This window comes from Bacteroides sp., from assembly GCF_028690125.1.
GTDB lineage: Bacteria > Bacteroidota > Bacteroidia > Bacteroidales > Bacteroidaceae > Bacteroides.
Map to the genome: position 1 here is coordinate 65,796 of NZ_JAQVBV010000007.1, position 16,210 is coordinate 82,005.

General features: G+C 40.8%; 11 protein-coding genes. 2 read left to right on the forward strand and 9 right to left on the reverse strand.

Annotated features, from left to right (window positions below; genetic code table 11):
• Position 1: 1 nt before the first annotated feature.
• From PHO71_RS06540 to PHO71_RS06550, 3 genes are all read right to left on the reverse strand, one after another.
• Positions 2-904 (reverse strand): vitamin B12 dependent-methionine synthase activation domain-containing protein, encoded by a 903-nt coding sequence (locus PHO71_RS06540; protein ID WP_300200666.1) that lies wholly within the window; start codon positions 902-904, stop codon positions 2-4.
• Positions 905-989: 85 nt separating this feature from the next.
• The gene (locus tag PHO71_RS06545; RefSeq protein ID WP_300200668.1) at positions 990-2,330 is read right to left on the reverse strand and encodes a dihydroorotase; all 1,341 of its coding nucleotides are present in this window, start codon (positions 2,328-2,330) and stop codon (positions 990-992) included.
• The gene (locus tag PHO71_RS06550) at positions 2,327-3,070 is read right to left on the reverse strand and encodes a polyprenol monophosphomannose synthase (RefSeq protein WP_300200671.1); all 744 of its coding nucleotides are present in this window, start codon (positions 3,068-3,070) and stop codon (positions 2,327-2,329) included. Before PHO71_RS06550 ends, PHO71_RS06545 begins: the two co-directional genes overlap by 4 nt.
• Before the next feature lie 355 nt (positions 3,071-3,425).
• Here PHO71_RS06550 and PHO71_RS06555 point away from each other — a divergent pair, with 355 nt between their 5' ends.
• Both PHO71_RS06555 and mfd read left to right on the forward strand, forming a co-directional pair.
• Positions 3,426-3,632 carry a hypothetical protein gene (locus PHO71_RS06555; RefSeq protein WP_300200674.1) on the forward strand — a complete coding sequence of 69 codons (207 nt, stop codon included), beginning with the start codon at positions 3,426-3,428 and terminating at the stop codon, positions 3,630-3,632.
• 47 nt (positions 3,633-3,679) lie between these two features.
• Positions 3,680-7,054 carry a transcription-repair coupling factor gene (gene mfd / locus PHO71_RS06560; RefSeq protein ID WP_300200677.1) on the forward strand — a complete coding sequence of 1,125 codons (3,375 nt, stop codon included), beginning with the start codon at positions 3,680-3,682 and terminating at the stop codon, positions 7,052-7,054.
• A 296-nt stretch (positions 7,055-7,350) separates the two neighbouring features.
• Here the strand turns inward: mfd and PHO71_RS06565 are convergent, their stop codons facing one another.
• The 6 genes from PHO71_RS06565 to PHO71_RS06590 form a co-directional block, all read right to left on the reverse strand.
• Positions 7,351-8,127 (reverse strand): glucose 1-dehydrogenase, encoded by a 777-nt coding sequence (locus PHO71_RS06565; protein ID WP_300200680.1) that lies wholly within the window; start codon positions 8,125-8,127, stop codon positions 7,351-7,353.
• 303 nt (positions 8,128-8,430) lie between these two features.
• Positions 8,431-10,287, reverse strand: coding sequence for a YgiQ family radical SAM protein (locus PHO71_RS06570; protein WP_300200932.1), 1,857 nt, complete (start codon positions 10,285-10,287; stop codon positions 8,431-8,433).
• Positions 10,288-10,369: 82 nt separating this feature from the next.
• A complete protein-coding gene (locus PHO71_RS06575) occupies positions 10,370-10,597 on the reverse strand; it encodes a sulfurtransferase TusA family protein (protein WP_300200683.1) in 228 nt (75 codons plus the stop codon).
• Entirely contained in the window at positions 10,597-10,914 is a 318-nt protein-coding gene (locus PHO71_RS06580; RefSeq protein ID WP_300200686.1) for a hypothetical protein, read from the reverse strand. Before PHO71_RS06580 ends, PHO71_RS06575 begins: the two co-directional genes overlap by 1 nt.
• A 135-nt stretch (positions 10,915-11,049) precedes the next feature.
• Positions 11,050-13,956 carry a xanthan lyase gene (locus PHO71_RS06585; RefSeq protein WP_300200933.1) on the reverse strand — a complete coding sequence of 969 codons (2,907 nt, stop codon included), beginning with the start codon at positions 13,954-13,956 and terminating at the stop codon, positions 11,050-11,052.
• Positions 13,957-14,118: 162 nt separating this feature from the next.
• Entirely contained in the window at positions 14,119-16,110 is a 1,992-nt protein-coding gene (locus PHO71_RS06590; protein WP_300200689.1) for a glucosamine-6-phosphate deaminase, read from the reverse strand.
• Positions 16,111-16,210 lie beyond the last annotated feature (100 nt).

Consider the following 16,210-nt stretch of genomic DNA (forward strand, 5'->3'; position numbering starts at 1 on the left):
GTTATTGTATATTGGCAGCTAAGAATTTACGTATTTCTTCAATGCTTTTTCCTCTTCGACGGGCGTAATCTTCCAGTTGGTCTTCTCCAATTTTTCCCACGGAGAAATATTCAGAGGCTGGATGAGCAAACATAAGTCCGCAGACAGAAGCGTGAGGATACATCGCTCCATTCTCTGTGAGACTGATTCCTATCTGTTTCATATCCAGAAGTTTGTCTAGTAAGAAATTGACAGATTGGTCGGGTAGGGAAGGGTATCCTACGGCAGGACGGATACCTTGATAATTTTCAACCAGTAAGTCGGCTATTGTCAGATTCTCTTCTTTGGCATATCCCCAGAATTCTTTGCGTACATACTCGTGCATTTTCTCAGTGGCAGCCTCTGCCAAACGGTCGGAAAGCGTCTGAACGAGCAGATGTTTGTATGGGTCCTGTTCATACAATTCTTCCATATCTGCATCAATGCAGGAAGCAAAAGCGCCTATCATGTCCGGAATGCCGGAAGACAGTGGACGGATAAAATCACTCAGGCAGATAAAAGGACTGCCATCTCGTTTAGGAGTTTGCTGACGCAGCAGTGGGAAAATTATTGTTTGATTCTCTTCTTTTTCAATCATCAGGTTATCTCCGTCAGAATTTGCCTTACATAGCTTGAAGATTGTTTTTACTTCATAGTCTGCATCAAGCATATCGAGCATTCGGTTTGCTTCCTTAAAAAGTTGCATGGCTTCGGAAGCCTTATTTCTTTCTTCTTCAGGAAAGGTAGTCAGCCACGAAGCCCGGCATACGTCACAACCATGAATATTAGCAATGGCTGCAAAACGTGGTTGGAAGCCCCAGGCATGGAAAAAGTATATCCAATTGATATAAGGAGCCACATCATGTATTTTATAAGATAGTGTCATAAGCTATTTTATTAAATGTCCAGACGAGAATTATTTTTTCCGTATGAGACAATTTCTTTCTCCATATAAGTCATTCCAAAGCTATTTATCTTTCAAAAAACAGCTCTTGTCCACGATAATTTTCGTCAATCTCTCCATTATTATACAACAGATGTCCATTTACAAATGTTTTTTCAACTTTCCAATTGAAAGTATGTCCTTCCAACGGGCTCCATTTGCATTTACTCAGAATGCAGTCGTTAGTAACAGTCCATTCACTTCCGGGACGTACCAGAACGAGGTCGGCGAAATAACCTTTCCGGACAAATCCACGTTTTTGTATCTCATAGATTTGTGCAGGAGCATGACACATCTTCTCAACTACCTTTTCGATAGTAAAGACTCCTTTATCTACAAACTCCAACATACTTACCAGTGAGAACTGTATCATCGGCATACCGGACATGGCTTTGAGGGCTCCTTCTTCTTTCTCACTCAACAAGTGCGGAGCGTGGTCTGTAGCAATGGCATCAATCAATCCGCTATTAACGGCTTCTTGCAACGCTTTTCGGTCTTTAGCTGTTTTGATGGCGGGATTACATTTGATTCGTGCACCCAAAGTCTGATAATCATCTTCCGTAAAGACTAGGTGAGATACACAGGCTTCCGCCGTAATTCTCTTTTTTGCTAGAGGAACTTTTTCGAAGAGACTTAATTCTTTTGCAGTGGAAATGTGCATGATATGTAAACGTGCATTTGCTTCCTTTGCTAATTGTACAGCCAACTCAGAAGAACGGTAACAAGCTTCTTCGGAACGGATTACAGAATGCAGTTCCAAAGGAACATCGTCTCCGTATTCTTTCTTATATCTATCTGTATTTTCTTTGATGATTCCTTGGTCTTCGCAATGGGCGGCAATCAGCAAATCAGTACCTCCAAAGATATTACGCAGACTAGCCAACCGATCTACCAACATATTACCCGTACTGGAACCCATGAACAGCTTAACGCCGCAAACACGGTGTTTATCCAATTGGTCGAATTGAGTGTAGTTATTGTTGGTAGCTCCGAAATAACAGGAGTAATTGACTGCCGATTTTTCCGACAACAGTATGAATTTCTCATTCAAAGCCTCCAATGTCGTAGTTTGCGGGTTCGTATTCGGCATATCCATAATGGAGGTAACTCCTCCCGCTGCTGCCGCACGGCTTTCAGTCGTAATATCTGCTTTATGAGTCAGCCCCGGATCGCGGAAGTGGACGTGCTCGTCGATAGCACCCGGCAAAAGATAACATCCGGTTGCATCAATGATTTCATCACAAGGAACAGTTGTCCTCTGGTCGCCTACTAATATTTCAGCAATTTTCTCGTCTTCAATAACAACAGAGCCTAATACATTTCTTCCTTCGTTGATAATAACGGCATTTTGAATCAGAATACGTTTCATTTCTTTTGTGGGAATTTATGGAACCAACTATTAACTTTTAATTTAATCACACCGAATATGGCTTCACCAAAGATACTGCTGTTCATCTTCGAAGTACCTAGTTCTCTATTGATAAAAATAACAGGGACTTCAATGATTTTGAATCCACATTTATAAGCGGTAAACTTCATTTCTATCTGGAAAGCATATCCCTTGAAACGGATATTGTCCAGATCAATAGTTTCAAGTACTTGCCGACAGTAACAAACGAATCCGGCTGTAGTATCATGTACCGGAATACCCGTAATGAAGCGTACATATTTGGAAGCGAAATAAGACATCAGCACTCGTGCCATGGGCCAATTGACCACATTCACACCACTTACATAACGCGAACCAACGGAAACATCTCCTCCTTCCTCTGAACAAGCTTTATATAAGCGCGGAAGATCATTAGGATTGTGACTGAAGTCTGCATCCATTTCGAAGATATATTCGTAAGTATGTTCTAAAGCCCATTTAAAACCGGTAATATAGGCAGTACCCAGTCCTAATTTCCCTTTCCGTTCAATCATGTAAAGTCGCTCGGGAAATTCTTGTTGCAGAGTTTTGACGATGGTTGCCGTACCGTCAGGCGAACCGTCTTCTATAACTAATATGTGAAATACCTTGGGAAGCCCGAAAACTGCACGAATGATATTTTCTATGTTTTCCCGCTCGTTATAAGTAGGGATAATTACAATGCTATCCGATGTTTGCATATGAATACTATAAATTTTAAAACAAAAATAGGTTTTTTCCTTTAGTTATGAATGAACTAAGGATAATTTAACGTGTGATACTTGGATATAGCCGCAAAATCGTTCCTTTATAACATCGAATGTTCCTTAATGTTTGGCTGACCATATTAGCGTACAATTGTTTAGCGAAATTTGAGAATTTTCGATTAGTAAATTTATCTTTGCGCAACTTTTAATGAAAGTCAAAGCATCGCAGTCCAACAAATTACTGAAAGAATTAAGTCGGAACATATTTTGGCTCCTTAAAACAAAGGCATCGATAATTGGAATACAATTAAGAAGTCGGCAATACCATTGATTAAATGGCTTGATGAATATGATAAAGAACAAGTGTCCCTATCTGCTTACTTTTACTAACCGAAAGAGAGCTCATCATCGTATGGATGAATATTTAAAACAGATTCATCAACCTACAATCTCTCTTGATGTTTTGGACAAAGAATTTTTCCGTAAATTCGTACCTTTCTTGAAGAAATGTACAATTAAAACATATTTCGACAAAGATAAGAAATCAACCTTGTGAGATAGATTCATGTAAAATTCGTATTTTTGCAGAGTAATTTTTTAGATATGACAATAACCGAGTTACAACAACAATATGCCGTTCATCCCAATACGGCAGTTCTCAAGCGTTTATTAAAGGATACTTCTATTCAGACCATATTCTGCGGAGGATTGTGCGCTTCTGCCACATCTTTGTTCTCATCCGTTTTGGTGAAACAAGATGTTTGCCCTTTTGTTTTTATTTTGAGCAATCTGGAAGAAGCCGGGTATTTTTATCATGACCTGACACAACTGTTGGGAACTGAAACTGTATTATTTTTCCCTTCTTCTTTTCGACGTTCCATTAAGTACGGACAGAAAGATGCTGCAAACGAGATTTTGCGTACTGAGGTGTTGAGCCGCTTACAAAAAGGTGAAAAAGGCTTGTGTATTGTTACTTATCCCGATGCGTTAGCGGAAAAAGTAGTATCTCGTAAGGAGTTAAGCGATAAAACTCTGAAACTTAATGTTGAAGAAAAAGTAGATCTGACGTTTGTGACGGACATACTCCATAGTTACGGTTTTGAGTATGTAGACTACGTCTACGAGCCGGGGCAATATGCTGTTCGTGGTAGCATTATCGACGTATTTTCTTTTGCTTCTGAATATCCTTACCGTATCGACTTTTTCGGAGATGAGGTAGAGAGTATCCGAACATTTGAGGTCGAATCTCAACTTTCACGTGAAAAGAAAGACGGGATAGTGATCGTTCCGGATCTGGCAGTGACAGGTGATGTGACTACTTCTTTCCTTGACTTTCTTACGAAAGATACAGTTTTGGCTATGCATGATTTTCTTTGGTTGCGTGAACGTATTCAAGTAGTATATGATGAGGCACTTACTCCACAAGCAATAGCTGTACAGGAAACAGAAGAGAATAGGGGAATTACTTTGGAAGGCAAGTTGATAGATGGCAGTGAATTTACACTGCGTGCTCTTGATTTCCGCCGGATGGAGTTCGGCAATAAACCTACAGGTACACCGAATGCCAGTGTTACGTTTGAGACTTCCGCTCAACCTATCTTTCATAAGAATTTCGATCTGGTAGCATCTTCTTTCAGAGACTTTTTGGAGAAAGGGTATTCGCTATATATTTGTAGTGATAGTGCGAAGCAGACTGACCGAATCAAAGCCATTTTTGAGGATAGGGGAGATAAGATACAGTTTACTCCGGTAGAACGTACGCTTCATGAAGGATTTGTCGATCGAACATTACGATTTTGTATTTTTACAGATCATCAGTTGTTCGACCGTTTCCATAAGTATAATTTAAAAAGTGATAAAGCCCGTTCGGGAAAAGTCGCTCTTTCGTTGAAAGAACTGAATCAATTTACTCCGGGCGATTATGTAGTGCATACCGATCATGGTGTCGGTCGCTTTTCCGGATTGGTACGTATACCCAATGGGGATACCACACAGGAAGTCTTGAAGTTGGTCTTTCAGAATGAAGATGTAGTCTTTGTTTCTATTCATTCTCTACATAAAGTATCTAAATATAAAGGAAAAGAGGGAGAAGCTCCCCGACTTAACAAGTTGGGAACCGGTGCATGGGAAAAGCTGAAGGAGCGTACTAAGAGTAAAATTAAAGATATTGCCCGTGACTTGATCAAGCTCTATTCCCAACGTCGTCAGGAAAAGGGATTTTCTTATAGTCCCGACAGCTTTTTGCAACGGGAGCTGGAAGCCTCGTTTATTTATGAAGATACTCCGGACCAAAGTAAAGCGACTGCGGATGTGAAAACGGATATGGAAGGAGATCGTCCGATGGATCGTCTGATCTGCGGAGATGTAGGCTTTGGAAAGACTGAAGTAGCTATACGAGCAGCCTTTAAAGCCGTTGCCGATAATAAGCAAGTGGCAGTTTTGGTTCCGACCACTGTGCTTGCTTATCAGCATTTTCAAACTTTCCGTGATCGCTTGAAAGATTTACCTTGCCGTGTGGATTATTTGAGCCGTGCCCGTACAGCAACTCAAGCTAAAGCGGTATTGAAAGGTTTGAAAGATGGAGAAGTGAATATTCTGATAGGAACTCATCGAATCTTAGGAAAGGATGTCCAATTCAAGGACTTAGGATTATTAATTATCGACGAAGAGCAGAAGTTTGGAGTTTCTGTAAAAGAGAAATTACGTCAACTGAAAGTAAATGTAGATACACTGACAATGACTGCTACTCCGATTCCCCGTACGCTTCAATTCTCTTTGATGGGTGCTCGTGACTTGAGTGTCATTTCTACTCCCCCTCCTAATCGTTACCCGATTCAGACGGAAGTACATACATTTAACGAGGAAGTAATAACGGACGCTATCAATTTTGAGATGAGCCGTAACGGACAAGTGTTCTTCGTCAATAACCGGATCGCAAATTTGCCGGAACTGAAAGCGATGATCGAACGTCATATTCCCGATTGCCGTGTGGCTATTGGTCACGGACAGATGGAACCTGTACAGTTGGAACAGATTATATTTGACTTTGTCAATTTCGATTATGATGTATTATTGGCAACTACTATTATCGAGAGCGGAATTGATATTCCGAATGCTAATACTATTATCATCAATCAGGCTCAGAATTTCGGATTAAGTGATCTTCACCAGATGCGCGGGCGTGTGGGACGAAGTAATAAGAAAGCTTTTTGTTATTTGCTTGCTCCTCCGTTGGGTAGCCTGACCGCAGAAGGCAGACGCCGTTTGCAAGCCATCGAGAACTTCAGTGATCTGGGAAGTGGAATCCATATTGCTATGCAGGATTTGGACATTAGGGGAGCCGGAAACTTGTTGGGAGCCGAGCAGAGCGGATTTATTGCAGATTTAGGGTATGAGACTTATCAAAAGATACTTTCCGAGGCAGTGTATGAACTGAAAAATGATGAGTTTGCAGAGTTGTATGCAGAAGAAATCAAGGGAGAAGGACAGATCAGTGGTGAGCAGTTTGTTGATGAATGCCAGGTGGAAAGTGATCTTGAACTGTTGTTGCCTGCAAATTATGTGACGGGTAGTAGCGAGCGTATGTTACTTTACCGCGAATTAGATAGTTTTACGCTGGATAAAGATGTGGAAGCTTTCCGTTCCCGTTTGGAAGACCGCTTCGGTCCGGTTCCGCGGGAAACAGAAGAATTGCTTCAAATCGTTCCTCTTCGTCGGTTGGCAGCACGGTTGGGAGCGGAGAAAATATTCCTGAAGGGTGGACGTATGACGCTTTTCTTCGTTTCCAATCCGGACAGTCCGTTCTATCAAAGTCAGGCTTTCGGCAAGGCAATAGATTATATGATGAAATATACCCGGCGTTGTGATTTGAGGGAACAGAATGGAAGGCGGAGTATGCTGATTAAGGATGTAAATAATGTAGAGACTGCTGTCAGCGTGTTGAAGGAGATCGTGGCATTGCCGATAAAAGAACAGTAGGTGCTATTCCCGGTAATGTGGTATCATTTATTATAAACGGTTGTTAAGTTTGTAATAAACTTTTTTGTGATTTTTAAGTCATTTCTGTTGTTACTCTTTTGGCATCAGCCTTAAGAATATCAGCAATGATTACATTAGCACCTTGAGAAGCGGACAGAAGAAATGCTGCACTACCTATTGCACTTGCATTATCGGTAATAATAATCACTTTACCTGTGAAATTTTATAGTTTACAAATATCTTCCATTATTTAATTGTATATAGAATGAATGTTATTGTTTATTGTCAATCAAAAATCAGTCAAGAGTCTGTACACCTCCTCCATTGACGAAAAGCGTTTGTCCGCTTACCCATTGCGAAACCGGCGCAGCAAAGTAAAGCACTGCTCCTGTGATGTCAATTACTTCCCCCAATCGCTTAATTGGACTATGAGCCAGCATCTTTTCCTCAATCTCTGGAGTAAGCACGGTGGACAGTGCATGAGTTTTGGTAGCACCCGGTCCCACATTGTTGATACGTACCCCCATTGGGCCGAAGTCGAAAGCCAAGTTTGCTGCCATATGGTTCAACGCTGCTTTTGAAGCGGCATATGCGCTCATATTCGGGCTTTTGTTAATGCTACCCATCGAGGTGATATTGACTATACTTCCGTAACCGGATTTTGCCATGTGTGGTACGACGAGTTGGCATAGTCGCCATGTACTAAAAACATTGAAATTGAAAATCCTTTCAAAATATGCACGGTCTACTTTGAATGGATTTTCTCTACCTCCACCACCGCCTCCCGCATTGTTTACCAGAATATTGACTGTTCCGAATTTAGCCACTGTCATATCTACCAGATTTACCAGATCTTCATCTTTAAGCACGTTGCAAGCTACCGCAATCGCCTTCCCCCCGTTACTTATAATCTCATCTGCTACCGCTTGTGCTTTATCAAGCATCAAGTCGCTCACTACTATCGAGGCTCCGGACTGTGCGAGAATCTCGCAACTTCCTTTCCCAATTCCGTCTCCACCGCCGGTTACTATAGCAACTTTACCGGACAGGTCGAAAAGAGAATGTACATTCATTATTTACCTTTATTTTTAAGTGAATACTTAAATAGACTATAACTGCTTTAATCTATATGATTTATGCATGGAACAGAAGAAAAATAGAATTAGTTCACTGGTGAAAGTTTATAATGAACAATAAAAAAGAAATTTATAAGATTATGGGTTTAAATTTTACTTATATCAGTTTTATCGGATATTTGCAATGAAGAGAAGATCTGATAGAATCAGACTTCGCAGAAGTTTTACACCATTACGCCTAATTCTTTGTATAACTTGCGAAGTCTATCAGAGTGCTATTATTTTTCTTTGTGCTAATCCTTATCTTTTTCCATATAATTTGTCTATCAAATCCTGTCGTCCGATACGTCTAAGCTCATTGATTATATTTTTTCGTTCTTCCGGTTTATACCAGAAAAAGAACTGACGCTGCGCTAATTTCTCCCGTTGCGTCTTCGCACTGAATACCGGATCTAATGTATATGGATGAAAACCTGTATACCAAGCTTCAGTAGCCACTGTCATCGGGGTAGGGGTAAAGTCCTGTACCTGTTCCAGATGAAAGTCTAATTGTTTGGTGATAACAGCTAGTTCTGCCATATCTTCTTCTTTACATCCCGGATGAGAGGATATAAAGTAAGGAATAAGCTGTTGGCGCAAGTTTTCTTCTTTGTTGATGCGATCGAACACTTTTTTAAATGTTTCAAATTGACTGAAAGATGGTTTACGCATGATAGATAATACCCTATCGCTAGTATGTTCCGGAGCAACCTTTAATCGTCCGCTGACATGGTTAATAATCAGTTCGCGAGTATATTCCGCAGTACTACGGTTAGTCTCAGCATCTTTACTCTGGTGTAGTAATAAGTCATAGCGTACCCCACTGCCAATAAAAGATTTCTTGATGCCGGGTAAAGTGTCTACGGCTTTGTAAATATCCAATAGCGGGCGATGATCTGAATTCAGATTCGGACATACTCTCGGATGAATGCAAGAGGGACGCTTGCATTTTTTACAGAGGGCTTCATCTTTTCCTTTCATCTGATACATATTGGCAGACGGACCTCCTAAATCACTTAAATATCCTTTGAAGTCGGGTAATTGCATAACCTCTTTCACCTCTTTCAAAATAGACTCTTTGCTGCGACTGACAATAAACTTTCCCTGATGCGCGGAAATGGTACAGAAGGCACATCCACCGAAACATCCCCGATGAATATTAATAGAAAACTTGATCATGTCATACGCAGGAATCCGTTTCCCTTTATATTTGGGGTGGGGCAAACGGGTATAAGGAAGATCGAATGAATGGTCGAGTTCTTTCTGACTCATCGGAGGATAAGGAGGATTGACGACTACGATTTTGTTTCCTACAGCTTGCGTGATACGGGAGGCCGCATATTTATTGGATTCTTCTTCGATATGGTGGAAATTACCGGCTTGTTTCTTCTTATCAGCCAGACACTCCTCATGTGAATAGAGTTGAATGTCATCCGGTGCAAGCGTCCATTCTGTAGAACGGCAGAGATAGGCTGTCTGAGGAATGTTTTCTATTATTTTTTTTAGTTCGCTACTCGTTAATAGGGTTTCCGTGTCGGAAAGCAGACTATTCATTTGCCGCACTATTTCCACTATGGGTTTTTCTCCCATTCCATAGATCAGCAAATCGGCTTCACTATCACATAAGATGCTTTTTTGTATTTTGTCTTGCCAATAGTCATAATGACTCACCCGTCTCATACTGGCTTCAATACCTCCTAAAATGACAGGAACATCCGGATAAAGCTTTTTTAATATCTGACTATATACAATAGAAGGATATTCCGGACGCATATCAGGCCGTCCGTCAGGAGTATAAGCATCCTCACTGCGCAGACGTTTATTGGCAGTATATTTATTGACCATTGAATCCATACATCCACCGGAAATACCAAAAAACAAACGGGGACGTCCCAACTTCTTAAAGTCACGAAGGTCGTCACGCCAGTTGGGTTGAGGTATGATAGCTACCTTCAAGCCTTCTGCTTCGAGCATACGCCCAATGACGGCGGCTCCGAAGGAGGGATGGTCCACATACGCATCACCACTGAAAAGGATGACATCCAATTCATTCCATCCACGAAGTTCCACTTCTTTCTTAGTGGTAGGTAACCAGTCGGTCAATCGATATTCTTTCATGCTGCAAAGATACAGATAATAAAAAAACATCCCAATGATTTTTTTATTCATTGGGATGTTTAACTACAATCATTAGGATGTTTTATTGAAACTTCTTATTGATTGTGAATTGCAATGTCATTCGTTCTTCGTCATAAATTTCACGAAAACCGATACCTTGTTCGGATAAATACTCCTTTAAGTCTCCAAAAGCTTCTGCATTATTCATAATAACTTCCAGAGTATCTCCGGGAGAAGCATAACACATGGCTTTGATAGCAGGAATCAATGGACTGTAAGATATTGTTCCGCAGGTGTCTATTGTAATCATTATTCCTCCTCTTCTTCCGCATCCTGGGTAGTGAGCCAAGAGAGATAGAGCTTGATCAGTTGTTGCAGACCAAATGCTTTCATATTGTTGTGATAAATCACATCGATACAAAGGTCTAACAGATCTTTGCTGTCTTCTTCCTGGCTAGATATCAGAGAGCGGATATTAAGTTTTAGTTTATCTAATACATCCTCATCTACGATACCGTTACTGTCGATAAGATGACGGAACAAAGCATATTTCTCGATCGTTCTCAGATTCTCGTCAGAAACTTCTATGGTGCGTGTACCGCTGGGATTTGCCTGTATAGTATACATTGTTTTTTAGTTTTAAAGGTTATTACTAGGAGCAAAGATAGAATTTAAAATGAAAAACGAACTAAAAAAGCACGGATATTTTTGATCCGCGCTTTCTTTAAATATATTTTTGTTTGACTATACTGCTATTTCAGATTATTTCTGAGTAAAGAATCCTAATATGGCAGCCATCACACTTGTCCGAACCTTTTCCGACTGAATACTCTCGAATGGAAATCCTAATACGAAAGTACGATAATTTCCTTTGTATGCTATGCCGGCACTCTGGTTCCCCGCTGCATAAACAAATACGGGGAAAGCGGGAGCTACCGGAGTTATACAATCCGGATTACTGACAGCATAACTATTTTCATTCGGCAAGCGGGGAATTGTGAGTGTCAGTCCCAAACCGTTAATTTGTCCCGAAGTCTTATCCGTCATACTGTTTTGATAACTATATTTCAGTATTTTTTCTGTGAATTCCCGATTACCTTGCGAAACACTCATGTCACTCCCCACATAAGCTCCACTGACAAACATATTACCTCCTGATTGGCAATAACTGGTGATGATTCGCTGCATCGGTGAAGAGAAAGTTTTGTAATAAGCTTTGTCCGTCGGAGATTCTTTTTCGAGTCCTAGGATATAATCTACAATCGGATAATCTTCTAAAGATATGATTCCGTTTTCAACGGCTTCATCGCTGCACGAAACAAAACTGTATTTTCCGGTTGCCTGAATAGCTTTTCCGTGAATAAAAGGATAATCAAATGTGTTTCCTCCAATCCTCATTCCTTCCAGTTCGTTGCCACTATGTCCCAAACTACCTGGTCCTTCTTTGCCTGCTTGTTTGCGGTCGAATCCGGTTTGTGCTCCACAGAAAGAAATATTATATAAATAGGGAACACCCGGATCTTGGTTTAAATCAAAGCCAGCTTCATTGGGGGTATTAATAATCGCCGGACCACTGATTCTGTCGAATCCATTGACTATCAATATTCTTTCTCGTTCACGTTTGGCTTTATAAGCAGATAAAATTTCGGAAGGAAAACTTTCACCACCTCGATTGACGGCTGTTACTTTGAATGAATAGACAAGCCCCGGCTCTATTTTAACCGTATGTGATGTTTTGCTGACTAATGTACCATTGTCGAAACCTCCATATCCGATACGTGTATAAACGATATAGTCTTTAGGGCGAGCTGTCGGCTCCTGCGGATCCTCTTCTCCATTCCAGGAAAGTTCTAAAGTGTTTTTCTTTTTGCCGAAACGAACTGCAAAGTTACTTACAGGAAGGGGCTGTACTACATATTCTTTGCCATGTTGGTTGCTTAAAAACTGTAATACACCTTTATAAATAGCACGTCCCACTGTGAATTTGAAATTCGGATCATGTCCCATTTGTAGATCTGCAAAGTTTTGATGAGAAAGTAATTCGATGATAGTGGACGGATTCGCAGGAAGACGTGTTTCGCTATAATTACGATTCCACATACTGCGGCGTGTCCACGGCTGGTTATAATTTGTTTGGATATCTTTTTGAATCTGAGTCAGCAAGATATCTGCCAAGTCGCGTGATGCATAACGGTCTACGCCATTATTCAACTTTCCATTGTTGAAATCAGTTGTATAAATACCAAGAGATCCGATAATTTCATCCGCTTTGCTACATCCGGCATCACTGTGAAGTGCCATTGTCATTTCCAAAGGAATACCTAATCCTTGTTGAGTGGGATTATATATAGAACCGCCTGACAAATAGTTGATTGTATTAGAACGCACATTAATGTCATCTGTATAATCATTTTCCCCTTTCCGTCCGGCATATACATCATATGGCATACCTGCCCATTGAGCAGAATAGCGTGCTCCTTCCAGGTAACGTGGCAGCCCGCTGATACTTCCTCCGCGTGAAATATTGCCCATTCCCCCTCCGAAACGTACAGCATCGGCACAAACTACACCTTGTTCATTGCTCTCATTGCTGAGGATTACCATTCCATAGTCGTTGTTGCCTTTGTCAAATTCGAAGGTACCGAGATATACCCAAGTACCCCCACCTATTTTCTGATTTACTTTAAATTCTGTGACTCCACCATTGTGAAATACTAGGTATTTGGCATCGCTCACACTGTTGGGCAATGTCTGGTAGGAAACGTAAACTGCATATTCTCCTTTTACCGGCAGTGTAGGAACCCACTCCGCAAATGCCTGATCCTTATTTTTCTTTTTCTTCTTTTCTGTCTGAATCAGTCGGCAGGTTCCTGTGATAAAAGGATTCTCACCGTCCTGATAAATTGCTTTCTTTTGGGCAAAACCGTTTACTTTTGCGGCTTCCCAACGAGCTTTTTTACTTCCTACTTCCAGATAGAGAGAAGCATTAGGAGTATCATTATCTACAATAATCTCATTTTTCTGTGTATCCCGTTCGCGGGGAGTATAAACAATGGCTCCGGCATTCTCCAACATCGGGATGACATAAGGAAGAATGAAAGATTGTGTAAATTGATCTTCCGTAGTACAAAATAATCGGGGACGTTGCCAACCCCATTCACCTTTGTCGTTTTTAAAATAGTTTCCATGACTTTGCCATAGTCCAATATGCCGATCTTGTAATCCACGGGAAATTTCATAAGGACGGGAGTCATTTTTCACCCACGGAGCACCTTTGTATTCAATGTCCAGAGACATCCGTTCTTTATCTTTTTTCTTACGATATAGATTGGGAACCAATTCTTCGATTGGTTTTCCATCTGCGTAAATGGTGATTTTATAATAATGCACGGGACCGGGAAGAAGTGCTGTTACCTGATTATATATTGCTTCTACAGTCTCCGGCAGAAAGGGCTGGTAAGCAAAACTTTCCGAAGCATAGATATTCATGGTTTTCCGATCGTAATCGATATCGAAACTATTCAGTTTGGGTGTACTGATTTTAGTTGTAGTAGTATATGTATTGAAATAGCTTGTGAGCCGCTCTTTTACATTTCTTTCAATGTCTTGAGCAAAAAGGAAATTTGTGCCTATTGTCAGGCAGACGATGAGTACTACTATTTTTTTCATCATTTAATTTTTTAGGTTTTCACTATCCGGGTCTCTAATACTATTGAATACATACTAAATATTCAATCTGTGCTAATCCGCAGTGAACTTTCCCGCAAAAATAAACAAAAAAAAGAGTGAGAAGTATAGAACTCCTCACTCTTCTATTATTTTTAATACATTTTACAACGGAACGTATTCTACAAATGCTTCCATAGCTTCGTAAGAAGCCAAACCTAAACGGTCGTACAACGTAGCTGTACCACGGTTGCGGTCTTCGCTGCGTTGCCAGAACAGACGTTCGTCATTGCCCATGAACGGAGCACTTTCCATCTGTGACTGATGCTTCAGGATAGAATTACGTTTTGAACGAAGTTCTTCCGGACTGATAGGCACAGCCATTTCAATGTTTTCAATTTCCCATTCGGCCCATGCACCACGATACATCCAGATACGGCAGTCTTTCAGCCATTTAGCACCTTCCTCTTTTTCAAGATCTATGGCAGCAAGCACAGCGTCCGTACATACACGGTGTGTACCGTGCGGGTCAGCCAAGTCACCTGCTACAAAGATTTGATGAGGTTTCACTTCACGCAGCAGATTACGTACAATTTCTACATCTGCCTCGCTAATCGGATTTTTCTGAATCTTGCCGGTTTCATAGAACGGTAAATCCAGGAAGTGACAACGATCCAACGGTATATTATTGTACGAGCAAGCAGTACGTGCTTCACCGCGACGTATCAGTCCTTTGATCGTCAAAATATCTCTGCTATCTATATCACCGTCTTTCTTCTCTTTTAAGAACTTACGGATTTCTGCATATTTTTCACTAATCACCAAATCTTCGCTATTATTGAAAATCTGGTTGAACCCATTGATAAAATGAAGGAAACGAACTACTTCTTCGTCGCCCACTGCAATGTTACCGGATGTTTCATAAGCAACGTGTACCTCATGTTTCTGCTCAACCAAACGGCGTATGGTTCCTCCCATAGAGATAACATCATCATCAGGATGCGGAGAGAAAACGACAATGCGTTTAGGGAATGGTTTAGCTCGTTCCGGACGATAAGTGTCGTCGGCATTAGGTTTACCACCCGGCCATCCGGTGATGGTATGTTGCAGATCGTTGAATATCTTGATATTTACATTGTAGGCAGAACCGAAGAGAGCCAGAAGCTCACTTAAGCCGTTTTCGTTGTAGTCTTTATTAGTCAGTTTCAGAATTGGTTTACCTGTCAATTGACACAGCCATACAATAGCACTACGAATCAGTTTATCATTCCATTCGCAAGAAGTCACTAACCACGGACGTTGTATACGCGTCAGGTTCATGGCAGACGAAAGGTCTATAGATACGTGAGCATTATTGTGAGTTTGCAAATAAGATGCAGGAATGGTGTCAGTAATAGTACCTTCTACACATTCTTTAATCATTGCAGCTTTATCTTCGCCCCATGCCAACAGGTATATTTTCTTCGCACCTAGGATGGTAGATACTCCCATTGTGATAGAACTGATCGGAGTATTTTCTATAGTTCCGAAAATCTTGGATGCTTCGTTGCGTGACGCATTATCCAATAAAATCAGACGGGTATTGGAGTTCAGACGTGAACCCGGCTCATTGAAAGCAATGTTACCTACACGACCGATACCAAGCAATGCTATGTCAATACCTCCGAAACTTTCGATGCGCTGTTCGTACAGGCGGCAATATTCAAAGATAGTGTCTTTGGCAATCGTACCATCCGGAGAGAATATATTCTGTTTGTCGATATCGACATGATCCAGCAACATATTTTTCAACGCGTTGAGGTTACTGTTGATGGCATCAGCAGTTAATGGATAATATTCGTACATGTTAAACACAATCACGTTACGGAAGCTAAGGCCTTCTTCTTTATGCATACGGATAAGTTCCGAATAAACGTGGCTTGGTGAGTTACCTCCGGGGAGAGCCAAAACGCAGAAGCGTCCTGCTTTTTGTTTTTCGCGGATAGTTTGTGCAATTTCGCAAGCAATGTAGTTAGCGCCTTCTTCTACAGACTCATAAATGTCTGTGGGGATTTTTTCGAGTCTTGTCAAGACTGATTTTTCAAATGCATTCTCCGGTCTGTAGTATCTGGGGGAGACCCGATGGAGAGTGATTTGAGAACTAAGATTTGTTTTCATAAAGTTGTTAATTAAGTTATGTAAGATTAGAGTCCTTACGACTGTATTTTAGCTACGACAAAGATACAAAAGAAGTCTATATAATTAACTACCAATTTTT